Annotated in this window: 13 protein-coding genes; 7 read left to right on the top strand and 6 right to left on the bottom strand. The window is 39.3% G+C overall.

The annotated features are described in order from the left end of the window. Window positions 1-32 precede the first annotated feature (32 nt). Window positions 33-245, bottom strand: a complete 213-nt coding sequence (locus tag DSM106972_RS38935; RefSeq protein ID WP_019489836.1) for a high light inducible protein — start codon at window positions 243-245, stop codon at window positions 33-35. Window positions 246-361: 116 nt separating this feature from the next. Continuing rightward, window positions 362-574, bottom strand: coding sequence for a high light inducible protein (locus tag DSM106972_RS38930; protein ID WP_019489837.1), 213 nt, complete (start codon window positions 572-574; stop codon window positions 362-364). 506 nt (window positions 575-1,080) lie between these two features. On the opposite strand from DSM106972_RS38930, the gene DSM106972_RS38925 reads away from it, so the two are divergent. The 3 genes from DSM106972_RS38925 (at window position 1,081) to DSM106972_RS54195 (ending at window position 5,601) form a co-directional block, all read left to right on the top strand. Beyond that, on the top strand, window positions 1,081-4,221 hold the full coding sequence (locus DSM106972_RS38925) for an MFS transporter (RefSeq protein ID WP_127085720.1): 3,141 nt from the start codon (window positions 1,081-1,083) through the stop codon (window positions 4,219-4,221). A gap of 220 nt (window positions 4,222-4,441) precedes the next feature. Beyond that, the gene (locus tag DSM106972_RS38920; RefSeq protein WP_127085719.1) at window positions 4,442-5,374 is read left to right on the top strand and encodes a HEAT repeat domain-containing protein; all 933 of its coding nucleotides are present in this window, start codon (window positions 4,442-4,444) and stop codon (window positions 5,372-5,374) included. A 38-nt stretch (window positions 5,375-5,412) separates the two neighbouring features. Further along, window positions 5,413-5,601 carry a hypothetical protein gene (locus DSM106972_RS54195; protein WP_127085718.1) on the top strand — a complete coding sequence of 63 codons (189 nt, stop codon included), beginning with the start codon at window positions 5,413-5,415 and terminating at the stop codon, window positions 5,599-5,601. Between the two features lie 148 nt (window positions 5,602-5,749). Here DSM106972_RS54195 and DSM106972_RS51770 read toward each other — a convergent pair whose 3' ends face one another. The 4 genes from DSM106972_RS51770 to DSM106972_RS38895 all read right to left on the bottom strand — a co-directional run bounded on the left by DSM106972_RS51770 (window position 5,750) and on the right by DSM106972_RS38895 (window position 11,240). Then, the gene (locus tag DSM106972_RS51770; RefSeq protein WP_158632948.1) at window positions 5,750-6,706 is read right to left on the bottom strand and encodes a hypothetical protein; all 957 of its coding nucleotides are present in this window, start codon (window positions 6,704-6,706) and stop codon (window positions 5,750-5,752) included. A 306-nt stretch (window positions 6,707-7,012) separates the two neighbouring features. Further along, on the bottom strand, window positions 7,013-8,029 hold the full coding sequence (locus DSM106972_RS38905) for a sulfate/molybdate ABC transporter ATP-binding protein (RefSeq protein ID WP_127085716.1): 1,017 nt from the start codon (window positions 8,027-8,029) through the stop codon (window positions 7,013-7,015). A gap of 89 nt (window positions 8,030-8,118) precedes the next feature. Then, window positions 8,119-9,312 (bottom strand): hybrid sensor histidine kinase/response regulator, encoded by a 1,194-nt coding sequence (locus DSM106972_RS38900; RefSeq protein ID WP_127085715.1) that lies wholly within the window; start codon window positions 9,310-9,312, stop codon window positions 8,119-8,121. Between the two features lie 14 nt (window positions 9,313-9,326). Continuing rightward, window positions 9,327-11,240, bottom strand: coding sequence for a histidine kinase dimerization/phosphoacceptor domain -containing protein (locus DSM106972_RS38895; protein ID WP_127085714.1), 1,914 nt, complete (start codon window positions 11,238-11,240; stop codon window positions 9,327-9,329). A gap of 219 nt (window positions 11,241-11,459) precedes the next feature. Here DSM106972_RS38895 and DSM106972_RS38890 point away from each other — a divergent pair, with 219 nt between their 5' ends. The 4 genes from DSM106972_RS38890 to DSM106972_RS38880 all read left to right on the top strand — a co-directional run bounded on the left by DSM106972_RS38890 (window position 11,460) and on the right by DSM106972_RS38880 (window position 16,710). Continuing rightward, window positions 11,460-12,749, top strand: a complete 1,290-nt coding sequence (locus tag DSM106972_RS38890; protein WP_127085713.1) for an FAD-binding oxidoreductase — start codon at window positions 11,460-11,462, stop codon at window positions 12,747-12,749. A gap of 88 nt (window positions 12,750-12,837) precedes the next feature. After that, a complete protein-coding gene (locus tag DSM106972_RS51765; RefSeq protein ID WP_158632947.1) occupies window positions 12,838-12,984 on the top strand; it encodes a hypothetical protein in 147 nt (48 codons plus the stop codon). A gap of 412 nt (window positions 12,985-13,396) precedes the next feature. Next, window positions 13,397-14,935 (top strand): RNA-guided endonuclease InsQ/TnpB family protein, encoded by a 1,539-nt coding sequence (locus tag DSM106972_RS38885; protein ID WP_127085712.1) that lies wholly within the window; start codon window positions 13,397-13,399, stop codon window positions 14,933-14,935. A 422-nt stretch (window positions 14,936-15,357) separates the two neighbouring features. Continuing rightward, window positions 15,358-16,710: a (Fe-S)-binding protein gene (locus DSM106972_RS38880; RefSeq protein ID WP_127085711.1), complete on the top strand. Its 1,353-nt coding sequence runs from the start codon at window positions 15,358-15,360 to the stop codon at window positions 16,708-16,710. The last annotated feature ends 382 nt before the right edge of the window (window positions 16,711-17,092 follow it).

Raw genomic sequence — 17,092 nt, 5'->3', positions numbered from 1 at the left:
ATATTTTGCATAGAAACCCGGTTTATGATTAGTTAGTAACCAATTAAGTGCAATACGTCACGTAATACACTGTAACCAGCTAAGTCCCAAAGCAAGTAAGCGAGGAATCCAATTGCTGCCAAGCGACCATTCCATAATTCTGCTTGAGGAGTAAAACCGAAAAGAAATGCGTTGCGGTCTACACCGTTATATTCTTTAGCTACTGCTGGTAAATCACTTGAAGGACGAGTTTCGCGAGTTTCCATTTTCTTTCTCCGATGTTAGGTATTGGGTAATTAGTAATAGGCTTGAGAAACCGGGTTTCTTGTTGATATGTTGTAATAAAAACAAGATTTTGCGTAGAAACCCGGTTTCTTATTAGTTAGTAACCGATGAAGTGCAATACGTCACGTAAAACGCTGTATCCTGCTAAGTCCCAAAGCAAGTAAGCGAGGAATCCAATTGCTGCCAAGCGACCATTCCATAACTCCGCTTGAGGAGTAAAACCGAAAAGAAAAGCGTTGCGGTCAACACCGTTATATTCTTTAGCTACCGCTGGTAAATCACTTGATGGACGAGTTTCACGAGTTTCCATTTTCATTTCCCCTAAATTTCATTATCGAGCGCAATGTTTTAGCCTAATTTCTTAATCTAATTAGTTTTTTATCTAATTAGTCGGCTGTTGTTTTTCTGTTGTCTTTAATTTAACTTTTAAAAAGTTTTTTGGTTTCTGTCTACAGGCACAACATGCACGCACTTGTGGACTATTGTTTTCAATAGTATTTACGTGAAAATATCCACCCATAGGATGTTAAAAAAAACAAAATGTAACGAAATGTAACGAATGTAACATTCGGTTGATACTAAAAACACGGTTTCTTAGCGACAGGCGCCTATTTTTGATACAAAGTGGCGCCTTTGGACTAAAGATGATGACATTTCTATCTAACGCTGGAGGTAGGGTTCAAACTAGCGAGAGATGCCCAAAAGGTGTTGTATAGCCGATTCTATTACTTAAGAGTTGGGTCAATCCATACAATAACTTTCCCTTATGTAATTTTATCCACCGATGTTTTAATAGGATTAGAGGAAGCAGATACAATGTTTGATAAATTAGATATAAGGCTGTTCAGTATTAAGCCACTATTGTGGTTTATGCAAGCGGCGCCAATAGACACCTCACAAATCTCACCAGCGCAAGCTTCGGTGGTTACAGCAGGCCCCCGGTTCTTTGTAGCTCTAATCGCTGGTGTGATTTTGGCTTTTGCAATTCAACTAGTTTTAACAAATTTATCGGTTGCCGCTGGTATTACCTATTTAGGACGTTCCTCTGACTCCGACTCACATTCGACCCATAATGAAGCAGGCAGTTTTGGCGGGACAATCCGTAAAATTGGAACTGCTGTGGGTATGTGGACTTTGGTTACCGTCACGATTGCACTAGCTATTGCATCGTTTCTTGCAGTTAAACTCAGCTTATTAGTTCTTAGTCCTGGATTGGGTGCAATATTAGGGCTAGTAATTTGGGGCGCCTACTTTTTACTTTTAGTATGGGTAAGTTCTACAACGGTAGGTTCTTTAATTGGTAACGTCGTCAATACTGCAACATCCGGACTGCAAGCGATTATGGGTACTGCTACTGCCGCATTAGGCGCCAAAGCAGTGAATAATCAAGTAGTCTCAACAGCAGAAGCAGCAGCAGCAGCTGTACGCAGAGAGTTTGGTGGCGCCATTGACCCAGGTCATATCCGAGATAATATTGAAGATTATCTGGAAATGCTTCGTCCACCTGAGTTAGATTTGGGTAAAATAAGAAGCGAATTTGAAAAATTACTCAATGACCCTCAGTTAAAAGACATTGCAGGTAGTGACCTTCGCCATATTGATAAAGACAAATTTATTAGTTTAGTTAGCGAACGTACTGACATTTCCAAACGTGATGCAAATCGTATTGCGGATACATTATATGGAGTATGGCAGCAAGTAGTTGGTCAACAACCTCAGAAAGACCGTTTGGGTGAGTTAGTTGATTACCTCAAATCTTTACCACCAGGACAAACTAAAACAGATGAACTGAACGCTAAGTTAGAAGCTTTAATTGCAGAAACACGTTCAGCAAAACAATCTGATAATAGAGCTGCCAAAGAAGCAACTCCTGGTCCACTGCAAAGAACACTACAACAAGGATTTTCAACGTTATCGGGTATTGTACTAGGACGTACAGATTTATCTGATTTTGATGTTGAGAAAATTATAGGCACCTTAAGTCAAGCCAAAGATAAAGTTAGTAACCAAGCAGATAAACTAGGTATACCAACGCCATCTCAACCTTTTAGCGCAATTCGTGCGGACGTTGAAAATTATTTACTCAACACCTACGCATGGCAGTTAAGTAACGAAAAAATCGCTCAAGAATTCCGCGACGTTATATATGACCCTGCTGCTGACCCTGCAAGAGTCCGTCAAGAAGTAGAAAGTCTTGGACGTAACGACTTTATAAATATTCTTCAGCAACGTGGGTTGTTGACACAAACCGAAATTCAACGTATTGCCGACAAACTCGAAGCAGTTCGTCAAGAAGTTTTAGTAAGCGTCACAGCAGCAGAAGAGCGGGAAATAGTGCTTGACTTGCAGCGTCGAGTCGAAAGTTATTTGCTCGTCACTCCCAAAGACAACTTTACACCCGAAGCTATTGAGAGAGACTTTAAACCCATACTCGAAGACAAAAACGCAGACTACGAAACGTTATCACGACGGTTATCAATACTTGACCGTCAGCAAATGCTTGATATTTTACTCGAACGGAATGATATTCAACCTCGCGAAGCTACCTATGTTGTCGAATTGTTAGAAAAACAGCGCGACCAAGCTTTAATTGAGTCAAAAGGACTAGCAGAGCAAGCTAAGTATCAAGCTGAAACTTTATGGTTGAATTTAGAATCCTACCTGCGAAATACTGGTAAATCAGAACTAAACCCTGATGCTATTCGTGCAGACCTAAAAAGATTACTTGATGACCCGCAAGCTGGACTTTCGGCAATTCAAGCGCGTTTATCTCGATTTGACCGTGATACTCTCGTTAAATTGCTCACGCAACGTCAAGATATGACGGAAAGTGAAGCAAATCAAATTATAAATACAGTTTCAGAGTCGTGGCATAATGTTCAAAAGGCGCCGTCAGCAATAGCTGACAAAGCCAAAGAACAATACGACAACGTAACAGCTACGCTAACAGATTACCTACGGAAAACAGGCAAAGATGAATTAAACCCCGAAGGTATTCAGCGCGACTTAAACAAACTGTTCCAAAACCCCCAAGAAGGTGTAATTGCTTTACGTAATCGCTTGTCTAACGTTGATAGAGATACCCTCGTACAATTACTATCACAGCGACGCGATTTAAGCGAAGAACAAGTTAACCAAGTTATCGATTCGGTACAAACTTCGATTCGTGACATTATAGGCGCCCCACGTCGAATTGCCACTCGTACACAGCAACGAGTAGAAACCTTCCAAGCTTACCTGCAAGAGTATTTGCGCCAAACAGGTAAAGAAGAACTCAATCCAGAAGGTATCAAACGTGACTTGAATTTACTACTACACGACCCACGAGTTGGAGTAGACACTATATCCGAGCGTCTTTCACACTTTGACCGCGACACAATAGTAGCGCTGCTCAAAATTCGTGAAGATATTACAGATACCGAAGCTGAACAAATCGCAGATAACATCTTCTCGGTGCGCGACCAATTTGTCGAGCAAGTACGAGGAATACAACGACGCATCCAAGACGCAATCGATGGAGTATTCGGAAAAATTCGTAACTACCTAAATTCGCTTGACCGTCCAGAATTAAACTACGATGGCATCAAACGCGACGTTCGTAAGTTGATCGATGACCCACAAGCAGGATTTGATGCATTAAAAGACCGTTTGCAATCGTTTAACCGTGAAACCTTGGTTGCAATAATGAGTTCTCGTGATGACATCTCTCAAGATGATGTCAACCGAGTTATTGACCAAGTAGAGCGCGCACGCAACAACGTATTACAACGTGCAGAACGTATTCAACACGAAGCACAACGGCGCCTAGAAGACGTTAAACAACAAGCACAACGCCAAGCCGAAGAAACCCGTAAAGCCGCAGCCAATGCCGCTTGGTGGCTATTCCTCACAGCAGTTGTCTCCGCTATTTTCTCAGCAATTGCAGGCGCCGTGGCAGCCACAGCTTTATTGATATAACCCCTTATCTCCCCCTTAATCTCAATACCAGCCTCCCATCTTTAGATTAGGGAGGCTTTTTATTTTCTCTCTCTGTGTCCTCCATGTCTCTGTGGTGAAATAATTTTTTACCACAGAGACACAGAGAGCGCAGAGAAGAGGAGAGTCCAGAAACAAATTACAGTAAAGTTCGTTATTATTCTTAGATGCTTCAAACAGTAGCTAGTATTTAATAAGATATATGAAAACTATTTCCCGCGCGTCACGTAAAGCCTCAATATTAATTGCTATATCACCCTTATTTATCACACCGTTATTTTCGCACTCAGTTTTAGCACAATCAACCAACCCATCACAAATAAATTCGTATATCCAGCAACTAAGCAACCCGAACCAAAGCCAGCAAGCACAAAAATCATTAGTAAATATAGGTAAACCCGCAGTTCAGGCTTTAATTACGGCACTACAACAGCATCAAAACCCTGAAGTCCGTGCTGCTGCTGCTACTGCATTAGCTCAAATAGGCAATGATGCGGCGCCAGCTTTACCAGCACTATCAAGAGCATTACAAGACAAAGACCCAAAAGTTCGCTCTGCCGCAGTAGAAGCATTTGGCAGTATCGGCAAACGAGCCATGATACCTTACTTGGTAGCTAATTTAAAACACGAAAACGCATCTGTACGTTATAATGCAGCACACGGATTAACTCGCCTTGGTAATTATGCGGAAAGTGCAGTTCCCACTTTGACTGAAACTCTAAAAGATCAAGAAACTTGGGTGAGATTAACAGCAGCGACAGCATTAGGAAATATTGGAGTACGTGCGCTCTCATCACTACCCGCTTTAGTCACAAGCATGGAAGATAAAGATATATCAGTACGACATAGTGCTGCGTATGCATTAGGGAGTATAGCCACAAACGCACAAGAAACAGTAAACAAGGTATCTACAAAAGACTTAGACACATTAATTATAAACTTGGAAAAAGGCTTAAAAATAGCTGGAAAACCAAACCTAGAATTTCGACAGCAAGCAGTATCATCCGTTCGCACACCCCTAGAAGCCTTAAAAAAAGAAAGAAGCAAACGTAGAATTACTCAAATACTATCTCAATGGAAACATCTTTCTTTAGGGTATAGCAAAACAAATAGTTTAATTGTTAATTTAAAGTAGGAATAAATATAAAAACAAGTACAATAGGTAAAATTAAAATGAATAAAACAATAGTATCAATTGTATTATGTGTCTTTTTACTACTGTTTATTTTTTCGCCGTTCGCAGCATTCTCAGGCTTACTGCTTATATTATTCGTTTCAGTAATATCTTCGCTCTTTGTTAATATATTTCAAGCATTGCTAGGAAAAAATACAGATAACTCAAATTCTAATCCGGCGCCTTAATGGTGATTTTATAAGGGACGGGCAAGGATGCCCATCCCACAAGAATTAGATTACACAAGAATTAGAATGAACCACCCCACCGCATGGCGGATGGGGTTTCTAATTTACTGACTCGGTTCATTAAATGATTTCTTGAAATTACAAAACTTTAATATCTTGTGCTTACTTCATTGGGATCACGATAAGCATGAGGTTTTTCATCCCGTTTGAGAAGACCAGCTAAACCAAGTAATCCTAACCAACCAAGCCATCCCCAACTGGTACCACGGTTTTCTTGAACTCCAGTTGTACGTTGGTAATTAGTAGTATCAGTTGTTGTACCTGTTCCGGTTGTTGTGCCTGTACCAGTGGTAGTTCCATCGGTAGTAGTACCTGTTGTGGCGCCACCTGTTGTAGTTGTTTGATTTGTTGTGGTGTCTGTTGTGGCGCCAGTTCCTGTACCAGTTGTCGTATCGGTTCCAAAATTACTACCTCCTGTTGTACCTGTACCAGTTGTTGTACCTGTACCTGTACCAGTGGTGTCTGTACCTGTCCCTAATGAACCAGTTCCTGTACCTGTACCGTAGGTTGATGAACCAGTCCCCGTACCAGTTGTTCCTGTACCTGTAGTTCCTGTACCTGTCCCAGTGGTTCCTGTACCTGTGCCTGTACCGTAGGTTGATGAACCAGTCCCCGTACCAGTTGTTCCTGTACCTGTAGTTCCTGTACCTGTGCCCAATGAACCAGTTCCTGTACCTGTACCGTAGGTTGATGAACCAGCCCCCGTACCAGTTGTTCCTGTACCAGTGGCGCCTGTACCTGTACCGAATGAACCAGTACCAGTACCAGTGGCGCCTGTACCTGTACCGAATGAACCAGTACCAGTACCAGTGGTGCCTGTGCCTGTACCATAAGTTGATGAACCAGTACCAGTACCAGTGGCGCCTGTGCTACCCGTTCCTGAAGTTGTACCAGTTCCGGTTGTACCACCTGTGCTAGAACCATTAGAGGCGCCTGAACCCGAACCACCTGTTTGCGCTAAAGCTGGTAAAGATATAGGTAAGGTGGCAATACCGAAAACACAGGCACTAGCCCATACTAATTTGGATATTTTGGAAGGCTTCATTGTTTTAGTTGCTCCAATTTTTTAGGATAATGGGTTAATGTTGGCGATGCAATAATTACAATTTCAATTCGATTGCTAGAACAGAAGTTATTTATTTCAACTTGCTTTGAAATTAGTTTGAGATGTTTAGATTGAGTTAATAAACACTTAACTAGGATAAAAGTTTTAAATATATTTCACTTCCACCACAGACAGAAAGTTGCTACATCAAAAGGAATAGGTAGAAAATATATATAAATGCACAATAAAACAAGAGAGACGCAAAATTTTGCGTCTCTACATTTGTGGATATTGGTGTTTTAAGGGTTAAATTGAATAATAAAGGGGGAATGATTTGGCGTCTTTGGGTTTGACGTAGACTTTTTGCTGTGGTTCGAGGTTCAATTCGTCGAAGCGTTCACGCGATAAGTGCGCTGTCATTACTTGTCCGTCTTCTAACGTTAACTCGGCTTGTATTTCCCAACCTAGGTTAATTAATCTACTTATTCTTGCTGGTACTGTTGTACCGTTTGGATTTGTTTCTATAATTATATCTTGGGGTCGTAAGAACATTTTTGGATGTGCTGAGTCAAACCCGTTACTTTGGAATAACCCTGATGTGCTAGGTAAAACGTTGACTGGACCAATAAAGCTCATTACAAATGCTGATGCTGGGTGGTCATAAATTTCGGCGGGAGTACCAATTTGCTCGACAGCACCTTTATTCATTACGACAACTTCATCAGAAACTTCCATTGCTTCTTCTTGGTCGTGCGTTACAAATACTGTGGTTACATGCACTTCATCGTGCAAACGTCGTAACCATGCGCGCAAATCTTTACGAACTTTCGCATCTAAGGCGCCAAATGGTTCATCAAGTAATAATACCTCTGGTTCCACAGCTAATGCTCTAGCTAATGCGACACGCTGCCTTTGTCCTCCCGAAAGCTGTGATGGGTATCTATCTCCAAGTCCACTCAATTGTACTAATTCGAGTAGTTCTGAAACTCGGTTTTTTACCTTATTTTTTGGCGCCTTACGTATTTCTAGACCAAAGGCGATATTTTGCCGCACTGTTAAATGCTTGAATAAAGCATAGTGCTGAAACACAAATCCGATGTTCCGTTCTTGAACACTTTGATAAGTCGCGTCTTTGCCTGTTAACAATATTCTACCTGTGTCGGGCAGTTCTAAACCTGAAATCAAACGCAGTAATGTAGATTTGCCGGAACCTGATGGTCCTAGCAACGCTACTAACGAACCGCTTTCAATTTCTAGACTAACGTTATCAACTGCCTTAAAACTTCCAAACTGTTTGGATACGCTTTCAACTACTATGCCCACTGACTAACCACCTTTAGTTATAATCTACGGTTACTGGGTAGGGATACCGTGTTATAAATATACCATATGTGGATGATTTTGTTTAAAAGCTATTTAAAGGGCATAGAAACGATGAAAGTAGTGCCAACTCCTTCTTTGCTGACGAAGCTTATATCTCCACCGTGTAGTTCAACATACTGTTTGACGATGGATAACCCTAAGCCGTTACCAGGAATTTTACCAACATTGCGGCAGCGGTGAAATTCATTAAATAATTCTTGTTGGTCTGTGTAGGGAATACCAATACCTTTATCTTGGATACGAAAGATAGCTTCTTCCTGAAGACAGAATAAATCAAATTTGACGGGTTCACCGTTTGGTGAGTATTTGACGGCGTTTGTGAGCAAGTTTGTTAAAATGTGTTGTAGCAGCTTTTCGTCAAGAACAGGTAACTGGGTGGTTGCTTGTTTTGTAGAGGTCAAATTAGTTGTTGTATTTGCTGGGTTTTTTTCTAAGCACCGTAAGTTAGAAGTTGATGTGCTATCTTCTGCTTGCTTTGCACATCTTCCTTGAACGGTGAAAATAATGGGATTGGAATTTTTTGTACAAAGTTGAATTTCTTCGGTTAGGTCTTGGCAGAATTGTTCTAAATTTAGAGGCGCCGGGTTAAAATGAACTTTACCGACTTCACCTTGACCAACGAGTAAAACATCACTTAATAACTCTGTCATATGCGTTGCAGCTTTTTTGATATGATTGAGATATTCAGTTTTTTTATTATCGTTGATTTGGGCGCCGTGAACCACAAGTAACTCGGTAGAAGTAATTATGGCACTTAAAGGATTACGAAACTCGTGGCTAACTTTTGAAACGAATTGCGATTTTAATTGGCGTAGTGTTTTCTCTTTTGCCAGCGCTTCTCGCATGACTATTTCATTTTGATGTCGAGAAAATGCAATTTCAATAGTCGTAATTAATTGAGCTTCGTCAAATGGTTTTAAAACATAACCAAATGGCTGAGTATGTTTGGCTTTCGCAAGTGTATTTTCATCCGAATAAGCTGTTAAATATACAACAGGAATATGAAATCGAGAATAAATTTCTTCTGCTGCTTCAATACCGTTCATTTGACCTTTAAGCATTACATCCATTAAGATTAAATCTGGCTCTAATGCTTCTGCTTTTTCAATTGCATATTCTCCATATGCGACAATTGCGGATACATTATAACCCGAACGTTCTAAAGAGTTTCTAATATCGCAAGCGATAATACGCTCGTCTTCTACAACTAGGATATTTTTCATGAGTTAATTCCTCCTTATTGTTCGACGAATGTGATTGTGAATGAAGTACCGAGTTTGTTATTAAAAATAATCGAACCTTCTAATTGCTCAACTAAGCTCCAAACCAATTGTAACCCTAAAGATTGGTTTCTACGTAATTCAATATCATCGGGAACACCAATTCCATTATCGCTGACACTGAAAGAGTATTTACTATTTCCTAAATCTAAAAATTCTATATATATCACTCCAAACTCAGCGTTAATAAATGCGTGCTTGATTGCATTTGAAACAAGCTCGTTAATAATGAGACCGCAGGGAATCGCTGTATCTATTCTCAACTCTACTTGATGTATTTGTAAGTTAATTTTTATGTCTTTATTAAGGGAGTACCCACATGCAAGATTATTACTTAAGTTACGAATATATTCAGAAAACTTAATCTTACCCAAGTCAGTCGATTGATATAAGCTCTCGTGAATCATTGCCATTGCACGCACACGGTTTTGACTATCACGCAAAATATCTAATGCTTCTTCATCTTTAATGTATCGTGCTTGTAGTCTAAGTAAACTAGATATGACTTGTAAATTGTTTTTGACGCGATGATGAATTTCTTTGAGTAATACTTCTTTTTCTTTTAAAGAGCCTTTTAAACGAGCTTCTGTATACTTACTGACGGTAATATCTGTATTTGAGCCTGCCATGAAGCAGATTTTATCGTTAATATCACACAACATTGTACCGCGTGCTAAAAACCAAATATACTGACCATCGCGATGTCGCATTCGATGCTCTATCTCATACTTAGGAATCAAACCTTCAATATAAGCATTTATCTCGACTTTAAGCGCATCAATATCCGAAGGATGAACTAAATTTAACCACTCTTCAAAACAATTTGATAGTTCGTTATCAGCGTAACCCAGCATTGCTTTTAAGTTAGGGTCGATATATATTTCATTAGTATCAATATTCCATTCCCATATTCCCACTTTTCCTGCATAAATTGCTCGTGTATAACGGTCTTCAGCCTTTTTTAGTTCATAAGTTCTAGCTTCAACTCTCCGCTCAAGTGAGTTCTTGGCTGTTTGCAAAGCAGCTTGTGCTTGTTTACGCTGTGTAATATCACGAATAATTACGATGACTTGCTCTTGAATTGATGGTAGTAAACGTGCTTCAAAACTTTTCTCTCCATCGTGCATCAATAAAGAGTACTCGATTGCTACTAGCGATTTTGTTTGGTTAAGTTCGACGATTGCAGTATTGAACTTTTCGCTAACCTCGGATGGTACAACATCTTTAACAGGTTTACCTAAAAATTCTTCAGGTGGTAAATATAGTGCTGATTCGTCCTGAACATAGTAACTAAGTATTGTTCCATCAGCAGCAAGACGAAAATAAATATCAGGAAATGCTTGAAATATCTGCTGTAACTCAGATGTTGTTTTTAGTAGCTGTGCTTCGGTTTTAACCGAAAAGCAAATTTTCTGTTGTAGTTGCTGATTAACTTTTGCTAATTTTTCTGCACGAATTGCATGTTGCTTAGTTTTATTCAACTGAGTTTGTAATTGTGCTGCAATTGTCTCTGGTGTTAAAATCCCTAAAAAAGAACCGTCTTCATCAACAATAGCTAAGGATTTATGATGTTGTTTTCCAAATAGTGATAATGCTGTACTAGTTTCAATGTTTTTGTCAACCGTTACAGGCGCCTGCATAACTTCGCCAATTGTAATAGTAGTATAATCTACTTGAGAGAGCAGTAATTTCACTAAATCATTGACCGTAAATATACCAAGTAAACGTGATTGTTCGACAACATAAACACAATCGCATGGCGCCGTTTGACAGGTAGATTCTGAATATGCACCCATAAAATTAATTACATTGGGTAAGGGCGTATTACTGGGAAACGTTAGTGTCGGAACAATACTTTCTACTGTTGGCATAAGCGTGCGTTCTCATAGCTCAGGTGCAAGTGAAATGACTATTAATATGTTAAGTCTTGTATATGTCACAATTGTTTAGCTAGTTTGTTTTTTATATAAAACTATATTAATGAGTTAGGGTACATTCAAAACAATAAATCTGTATTTACACTCGATATGTACCTGCCTTACTCAAATTAAAGGCATAAAATAGTTAAGTCGGGAATAATAGGTGAGCGAATGAAAGCGATGTTATCAGAAAAACAAATTCCACAGCTTGCAGCAATAGTTGGAGAAGATGCGGTTTGTATGTGGGATTTTATAGAAACTAGTCACCTTTCCCGTATTAGTCGTGCGTTTTTACCTTCAGTCACACCTCCTAGTTGCATCGTTTATCCACAGTCAGAAGGTCAATTAGCTTCACTTCTAACTATTGCACACGGCAATAAATGGCGAATTTTGAGTTGCGGCAATGCAAGTAAACTGGGTTGGGGCAATTTGGCAAGTGATATAGATATAGTCATCAGTACCGAGCGGATGAATCAAGTTATTGAACATGCTGTTGGTGACTTGACGGTAACAGTATATTCTGGCATGAAATTTGCGGCTTTACAGCAAATGTTAGGAAACACTAAACAATTTCTTGCCCTCGACCCGAACCCATTATCAACGATTGGTGGTGTTATTGCTACCGGAGATACTGGTTCATTACGACAGCGTTACGGCAGTGTTCGCGACCAATTGCTTGGTATTACGTTTGTTTTAGCAGACGGACAAATTGCAAAAGCTGGGGGAAGGGTGGTAAAAAATGTTGCCGGGTATGACTTGATGAAATTATTTACAGGTTCGTATGGCAGTTTAGGAATTATTACCCAAGCGACATTTAGGTTATATCCTATGCAGTCAGCATCTTCTACCGTTGTACTAACGGGTGAAAGTGATGCAATACAGCAAGCAGCAGACATTTTACGTGGTTCTGCGTTAACTCCTACACAAGCAGATTTACTATCGAGTCAACTAGTAGCAAATTTAGAGTTAGGGAAAGGACTAGGATTAATTGTTCGCTTTCAAAGTATAGCCGAAAGTGTTAAAGAGCAAGCAATTCGACTTTTAGAGGTTGGGCAAAAATTAGGACTGCAAGGAAATCTATATGAATTAGAAGGTGACGCAAGCTTATGGGATAAATTACAACAACAAATCCATTCTTCAGATAATACAGACTTAATTAAGTGCAAAATAGGAATATTGCCTACTACAGCAGTTCAAGTACTAAGTTTAGGGGAGATAGGAATGGTGCATATCAGTAGTGGTTTAGGAATGTTGGAGTTTACGCATCTAGACAAAGTACTAGAAGCGCGTGCGTTATGTCAAAAGCACGGTGGTTATTTGACGATTTTAGAGGCGCCTGCTTCAATCAAGCAGAAAACAGATGTATGGGGTTACACTGGAAATGGGCTAGATTTGATGCGAAAGATAAAACAGCAATTTGACCCAGAGAATATTTTAAACCCTGAAAGATTTATAACCTAGGGATGTGTTGGGGAGAAAGACTGGCAACGGATGTAACGGATGTAACGGATGATTGATTATACTGCTACTAGATGAGACGACTTATGTCATGCTGAGGAACGAAGCATCTTCCGTCACACTAAGGAACGAAGCATCTTCTGTCACACTAAGGAACGTTAACGCAGTTTTCCCGCAGGGTAGCATCTCCCGTCATGCTGAGGAACGAAGCATCTTCCGTCACACCAAGGAACGTTAACGCAGTTTTCCCGCAGGGTAGCATCTTCCGTCATGCTGAGGAACGAAGCATCTTCTGTATTTTCAAGCTTGAAATATTGTGAAGTTGTAACCCGTTTTTATAATAAAATATGCTGAAAACCCCGTCTTTTAAGACGGGGATGAAAGCTTAGTGGATGGCTTTAGCCATCAATCATACTCTTTATGTGTAATTATTTATGAATATGATATTAACACGATGCTCATATTTAATTTAATTGCTTTTTAGAATATTTTAATAAGATGATATTTATAACTATTACAACACGTTTTATCTCATTAGTATAAAATAGAATACTATGTGTAAGCTTCAAATTTTTAAAGTTTATTCTTGATATATTTCCAAGATTTTTGTATAATATTTATAGTTAATCAATCAAGGAGGTGAGTCAGAATTGCTAACAAACTATTTGTATAAGCTTCAGCCTAATGTCACTCAAACGGCGGAAATGGTTCGGTGGATTGATATGCTACGTAGCCATTATAATTGGTGTTTGAATGATAGAATATCTCAATATTATCAACAATTTATACAAGGTGATTATTGCGATATCAGAACTAAAGCTGAGGCATGTCCTATTACTTGTTTTGTTAGCAAGAACGGCGCTAGCGGCGAGCCGTGGAAACAAGATAATCAAAATACCGTAGTTCCAATGGGAGAGTATTGTTTACTTCCATATGATTTGAATAATTTACCTTATAGTGGTAAAACTCCACGTCGTAGCGTTGGAGATATTCAAATCACGGCACTGCCAGTGTTGAAAGTTGCTCGACCTTGGTATGCCGATATTGATTCAACAGTATTACAACAAAATGTAAAACGGTTAGATACTGCTTACGAAAACTTTTTTGAAGGAAAAGGGTTTCCAAAATTTAAGAATCGTAGCAATTTTACATCATTTACTTATCAGGCAGGAGTTAAAGTAAGTGGGAATAAAATCTATCTGTCTAAATTAGGATGGATGCGTTTTCATGATTCTAGACCAATACCACCAGGCTTTGTAATTAAAGCTGCAACAGTACGTAAGCGTCAAGATGGTTGGTATATTTCTGTCAGAATTGAAGACAAAACTGTACCTGATTATGTACCAAAACCCCTGTCAGAAGTAAACAAAGTAATTGGTTGTGATTTAGGAATTGTAAAATTGGTTCACCTATCAGATGGACATCAAATCGATAATCCTAAAATTGCAACGAATAAAAAAACTCGAAGAATGCTGAAAGTTAGGCAGCGTCGAGTTAGTCGGAAAAAGAAAAATAGTAATAATCAGAAGAAGGCTAGCCGTGCAGTAGGGAGATTATATAAAAAAATTACTGACAAACGTCAAGCTTACCAATGGAATATTGCTAACGAGATTGTTTCACGTAACGTTGATGCAATTGGTGTAGAAAATTTAAATATCGCTGGGATGCTTAAACGTTGTAAAGTTAAAGTCGATGTTAACGAAGTTTGCCCGAAGGGCGAAAGTACAGGGAGGTTCTTACCTAACGGACAATCAAGAAAGAAGCATTTGAATCGTGCCATCTCGGATGCAAGCTGGAATGAATTAATTTTAAAAATCGAGTATCTTACTGTGAAGCGAGGAAAGGTTTTAGTTAAAATTAATCCTAAAAACTCTAGCATTGAGTGCAGAAATTGCGGTCATACTGATAAGTCAAATCGAGACAAAGAAAAATTTCTGTGCTCTCAATGTGGCTTTTACGAACATGCCGATATCGGTGCCGCAAAAACAATCCGAGATCGAGTAATCGAATTAATAGAATATCAAAAGGTACACGGGGACTGCGTGGAACCAGCGGATAAAACTGCTAAACGCCCGAAAAAACGTAAGGAGAAATCAGCGCGCTCTACCTTGAGCAAACGTGTTGAGCCTGGGAACCCAAAATCTAAGGGTGAAAATCCTGAAACTGGGATACAAGAGGACATAGCCTAAAATCTCTTGTGAATCTCTGTGGCTTTAGTTATCTCGTTTACAACAGCTATAACGTTAGCAATGAAAGCTTTTTAGGCTGTTGATATTTTCCACAACGTTATTTTATGGGCGATATTCTACAACGATGTTTTAGCCCTAGGAGAGCTTTACGTTAGGAGAAGCACATCTTTGTTTACGTTGTTTTTTAAACAGAGATAAAAATTCAACAACGTTCTAAAACGCTCAAAATACCAACGATGTTGTTGTTGTTGTTATTTATAATTTAATAAGAGATAACTTTAGCCCAGAGAGAGTCAATTTATCTGTTTATCTGTTTATCCGTTACATCCGCTCTCATCCGTTGCAAACTTTCTCACCTTATAGTATGTAACGCCTGCAATCTACATTAATAAAAACAAACTTTACCCCTCCTCTTAACTCCTATGCAAACTTCAGAAAATCCAATCAACGAAACTGCCAACATCAAAAACCTCAAAGGGTTTGACGCAAACCATCCACCCGACCCCAAACTCATAGATAGCTGTGTACACTGCGGGTTTTGTCTCTCAACATGTCCAAGCTACAGAGTACTTGGCAAAGAAATGGACTCCCCACGTGGACGTATCTATTTAATGGACGCAATAAACGAAGGTGAAATAGCGCTCAACGAAGCATCCGCACAACACTTTGACTCATGTTTAGGATGTCTTGCGTGTGTAACAACTTGTCCTTCTGGGGTACAGTACGACAAATTAATATCCGCAACTCGTCATCAAGTCGAACGTAACTACTCTCGTAACTGGTTTGATACATTAATACGAAAATTAATCTTCACGTTATTTCCTTACCCGAATCTTTTACGTGTTTTTCTAGTTCCTTTGTTCGTCTACCAAAAACTAGGTTTACAAAAACTAGTACGCGCAACAGGTTTACTTAAACTAATATCACCTCGCCTAGCCGCGATGGATTCGATATTACCAGAAATCACCTTAAAATCATTTCAGAGTAATCTACCAACAATCATTCCTGCCCAAGGAGAAAAACGTTACCGTGTTGGTGTAATTTTGGGTTGCGTACAACGCTTATTTTTCTCACCAGTCAACGAAGCAACAGTACGTGTACTAACAGCAAACGGTTGTGAAGTAGTAATTCCCAAATCACAAGGATGTTGCGCTGCACTACCAGAACACCAAGGACAAACCCAACAAGCGCAAGCGTTAGCAAAGCAAATGATAGACAGCTTTGCCGACACCAACGTTGATTATGTAATTATTAATGCAGCAGGTTGCGGACACACCTTAAAAGAATACGGTCACATTTTAGAAAACGACCCAGAATACAGCGAAAAAGCCAAGCAATTTGCAGCAAAAGTTAGAGATGCACAAGAATTTTTAGCAACCGTTGGTTTAACAACAAAACTATCACCAATTACCGAAAAACCCTTGACATTAGTCTACCAAGATGCATGTCATCTATTACATGGTCAAAAAATTAGCGTCCAACCACGTCAACTTTTACGACAAATACCTAATATCAAATTAAAAGAACCATTAGATGCAGCATTATGCTGTGGAAGCGCAGGTGTATATAACATGCTACAACCAGAAGTAGCAGAGGAGCTTGGGCAGCAAAAAGTGCAAAATTTACTTGATACAGGCGCCGAGTTAATAGCATCACCAAACCCAGGATGCGCGTTGCAAATTAGCAAGCATTTGAAAGCACAAGGTAAAAATGTTGAAGTGATGCATCCAATAGAGTTGTTAGATTACGCAATTCGTGGTGAAAAATTGAGTTGATCCCTCTAAAATGTAAAATGTAGCACAGGCCGAAAAGCCTGTGCAGTGGGTCAATATAATTTTATCTACCACAGAGAGCGCAGAGAGTACGTAGGTTGGGTAAAGCGCAGCGTAACCCATCACAAATCTTGTTGATGTAGAGTAACCCAACAAATAGAATAAGTTTAAAATTTTAAAAGCTTGAGCATTACTCAAATAGAACGGGAATAATATAAATGTAACTACCCTGCCGTTATGTATATTCAGTAATCCATATTAAAGATTAATAACTATATAGAGTTAAATCGACGTGGTTCTGCACTGCAAGAACCGATGTGTCTGTTAAAAATGGTTTGTCCTAGTACTGGCCATGTTCATATATTGCGCGTTCCACCTGATATGA

The sequence above is a fragment of the Dulcicalothrix desertica PCC 7102 genome (assembly GCF_003991905.1).
GTDB lineage: Bacteria > Cyanobacteriota > Cyanobacteriia > Cyanobacteriales > Nostocaceae > Dulcicalothrix > Dulcicalothrix desertica.
The sequence above is the reverse complement of the archived record's forward strand: the minus strand, read 5'-3'. Positions and strand labels throughout refer to the sequence as shown.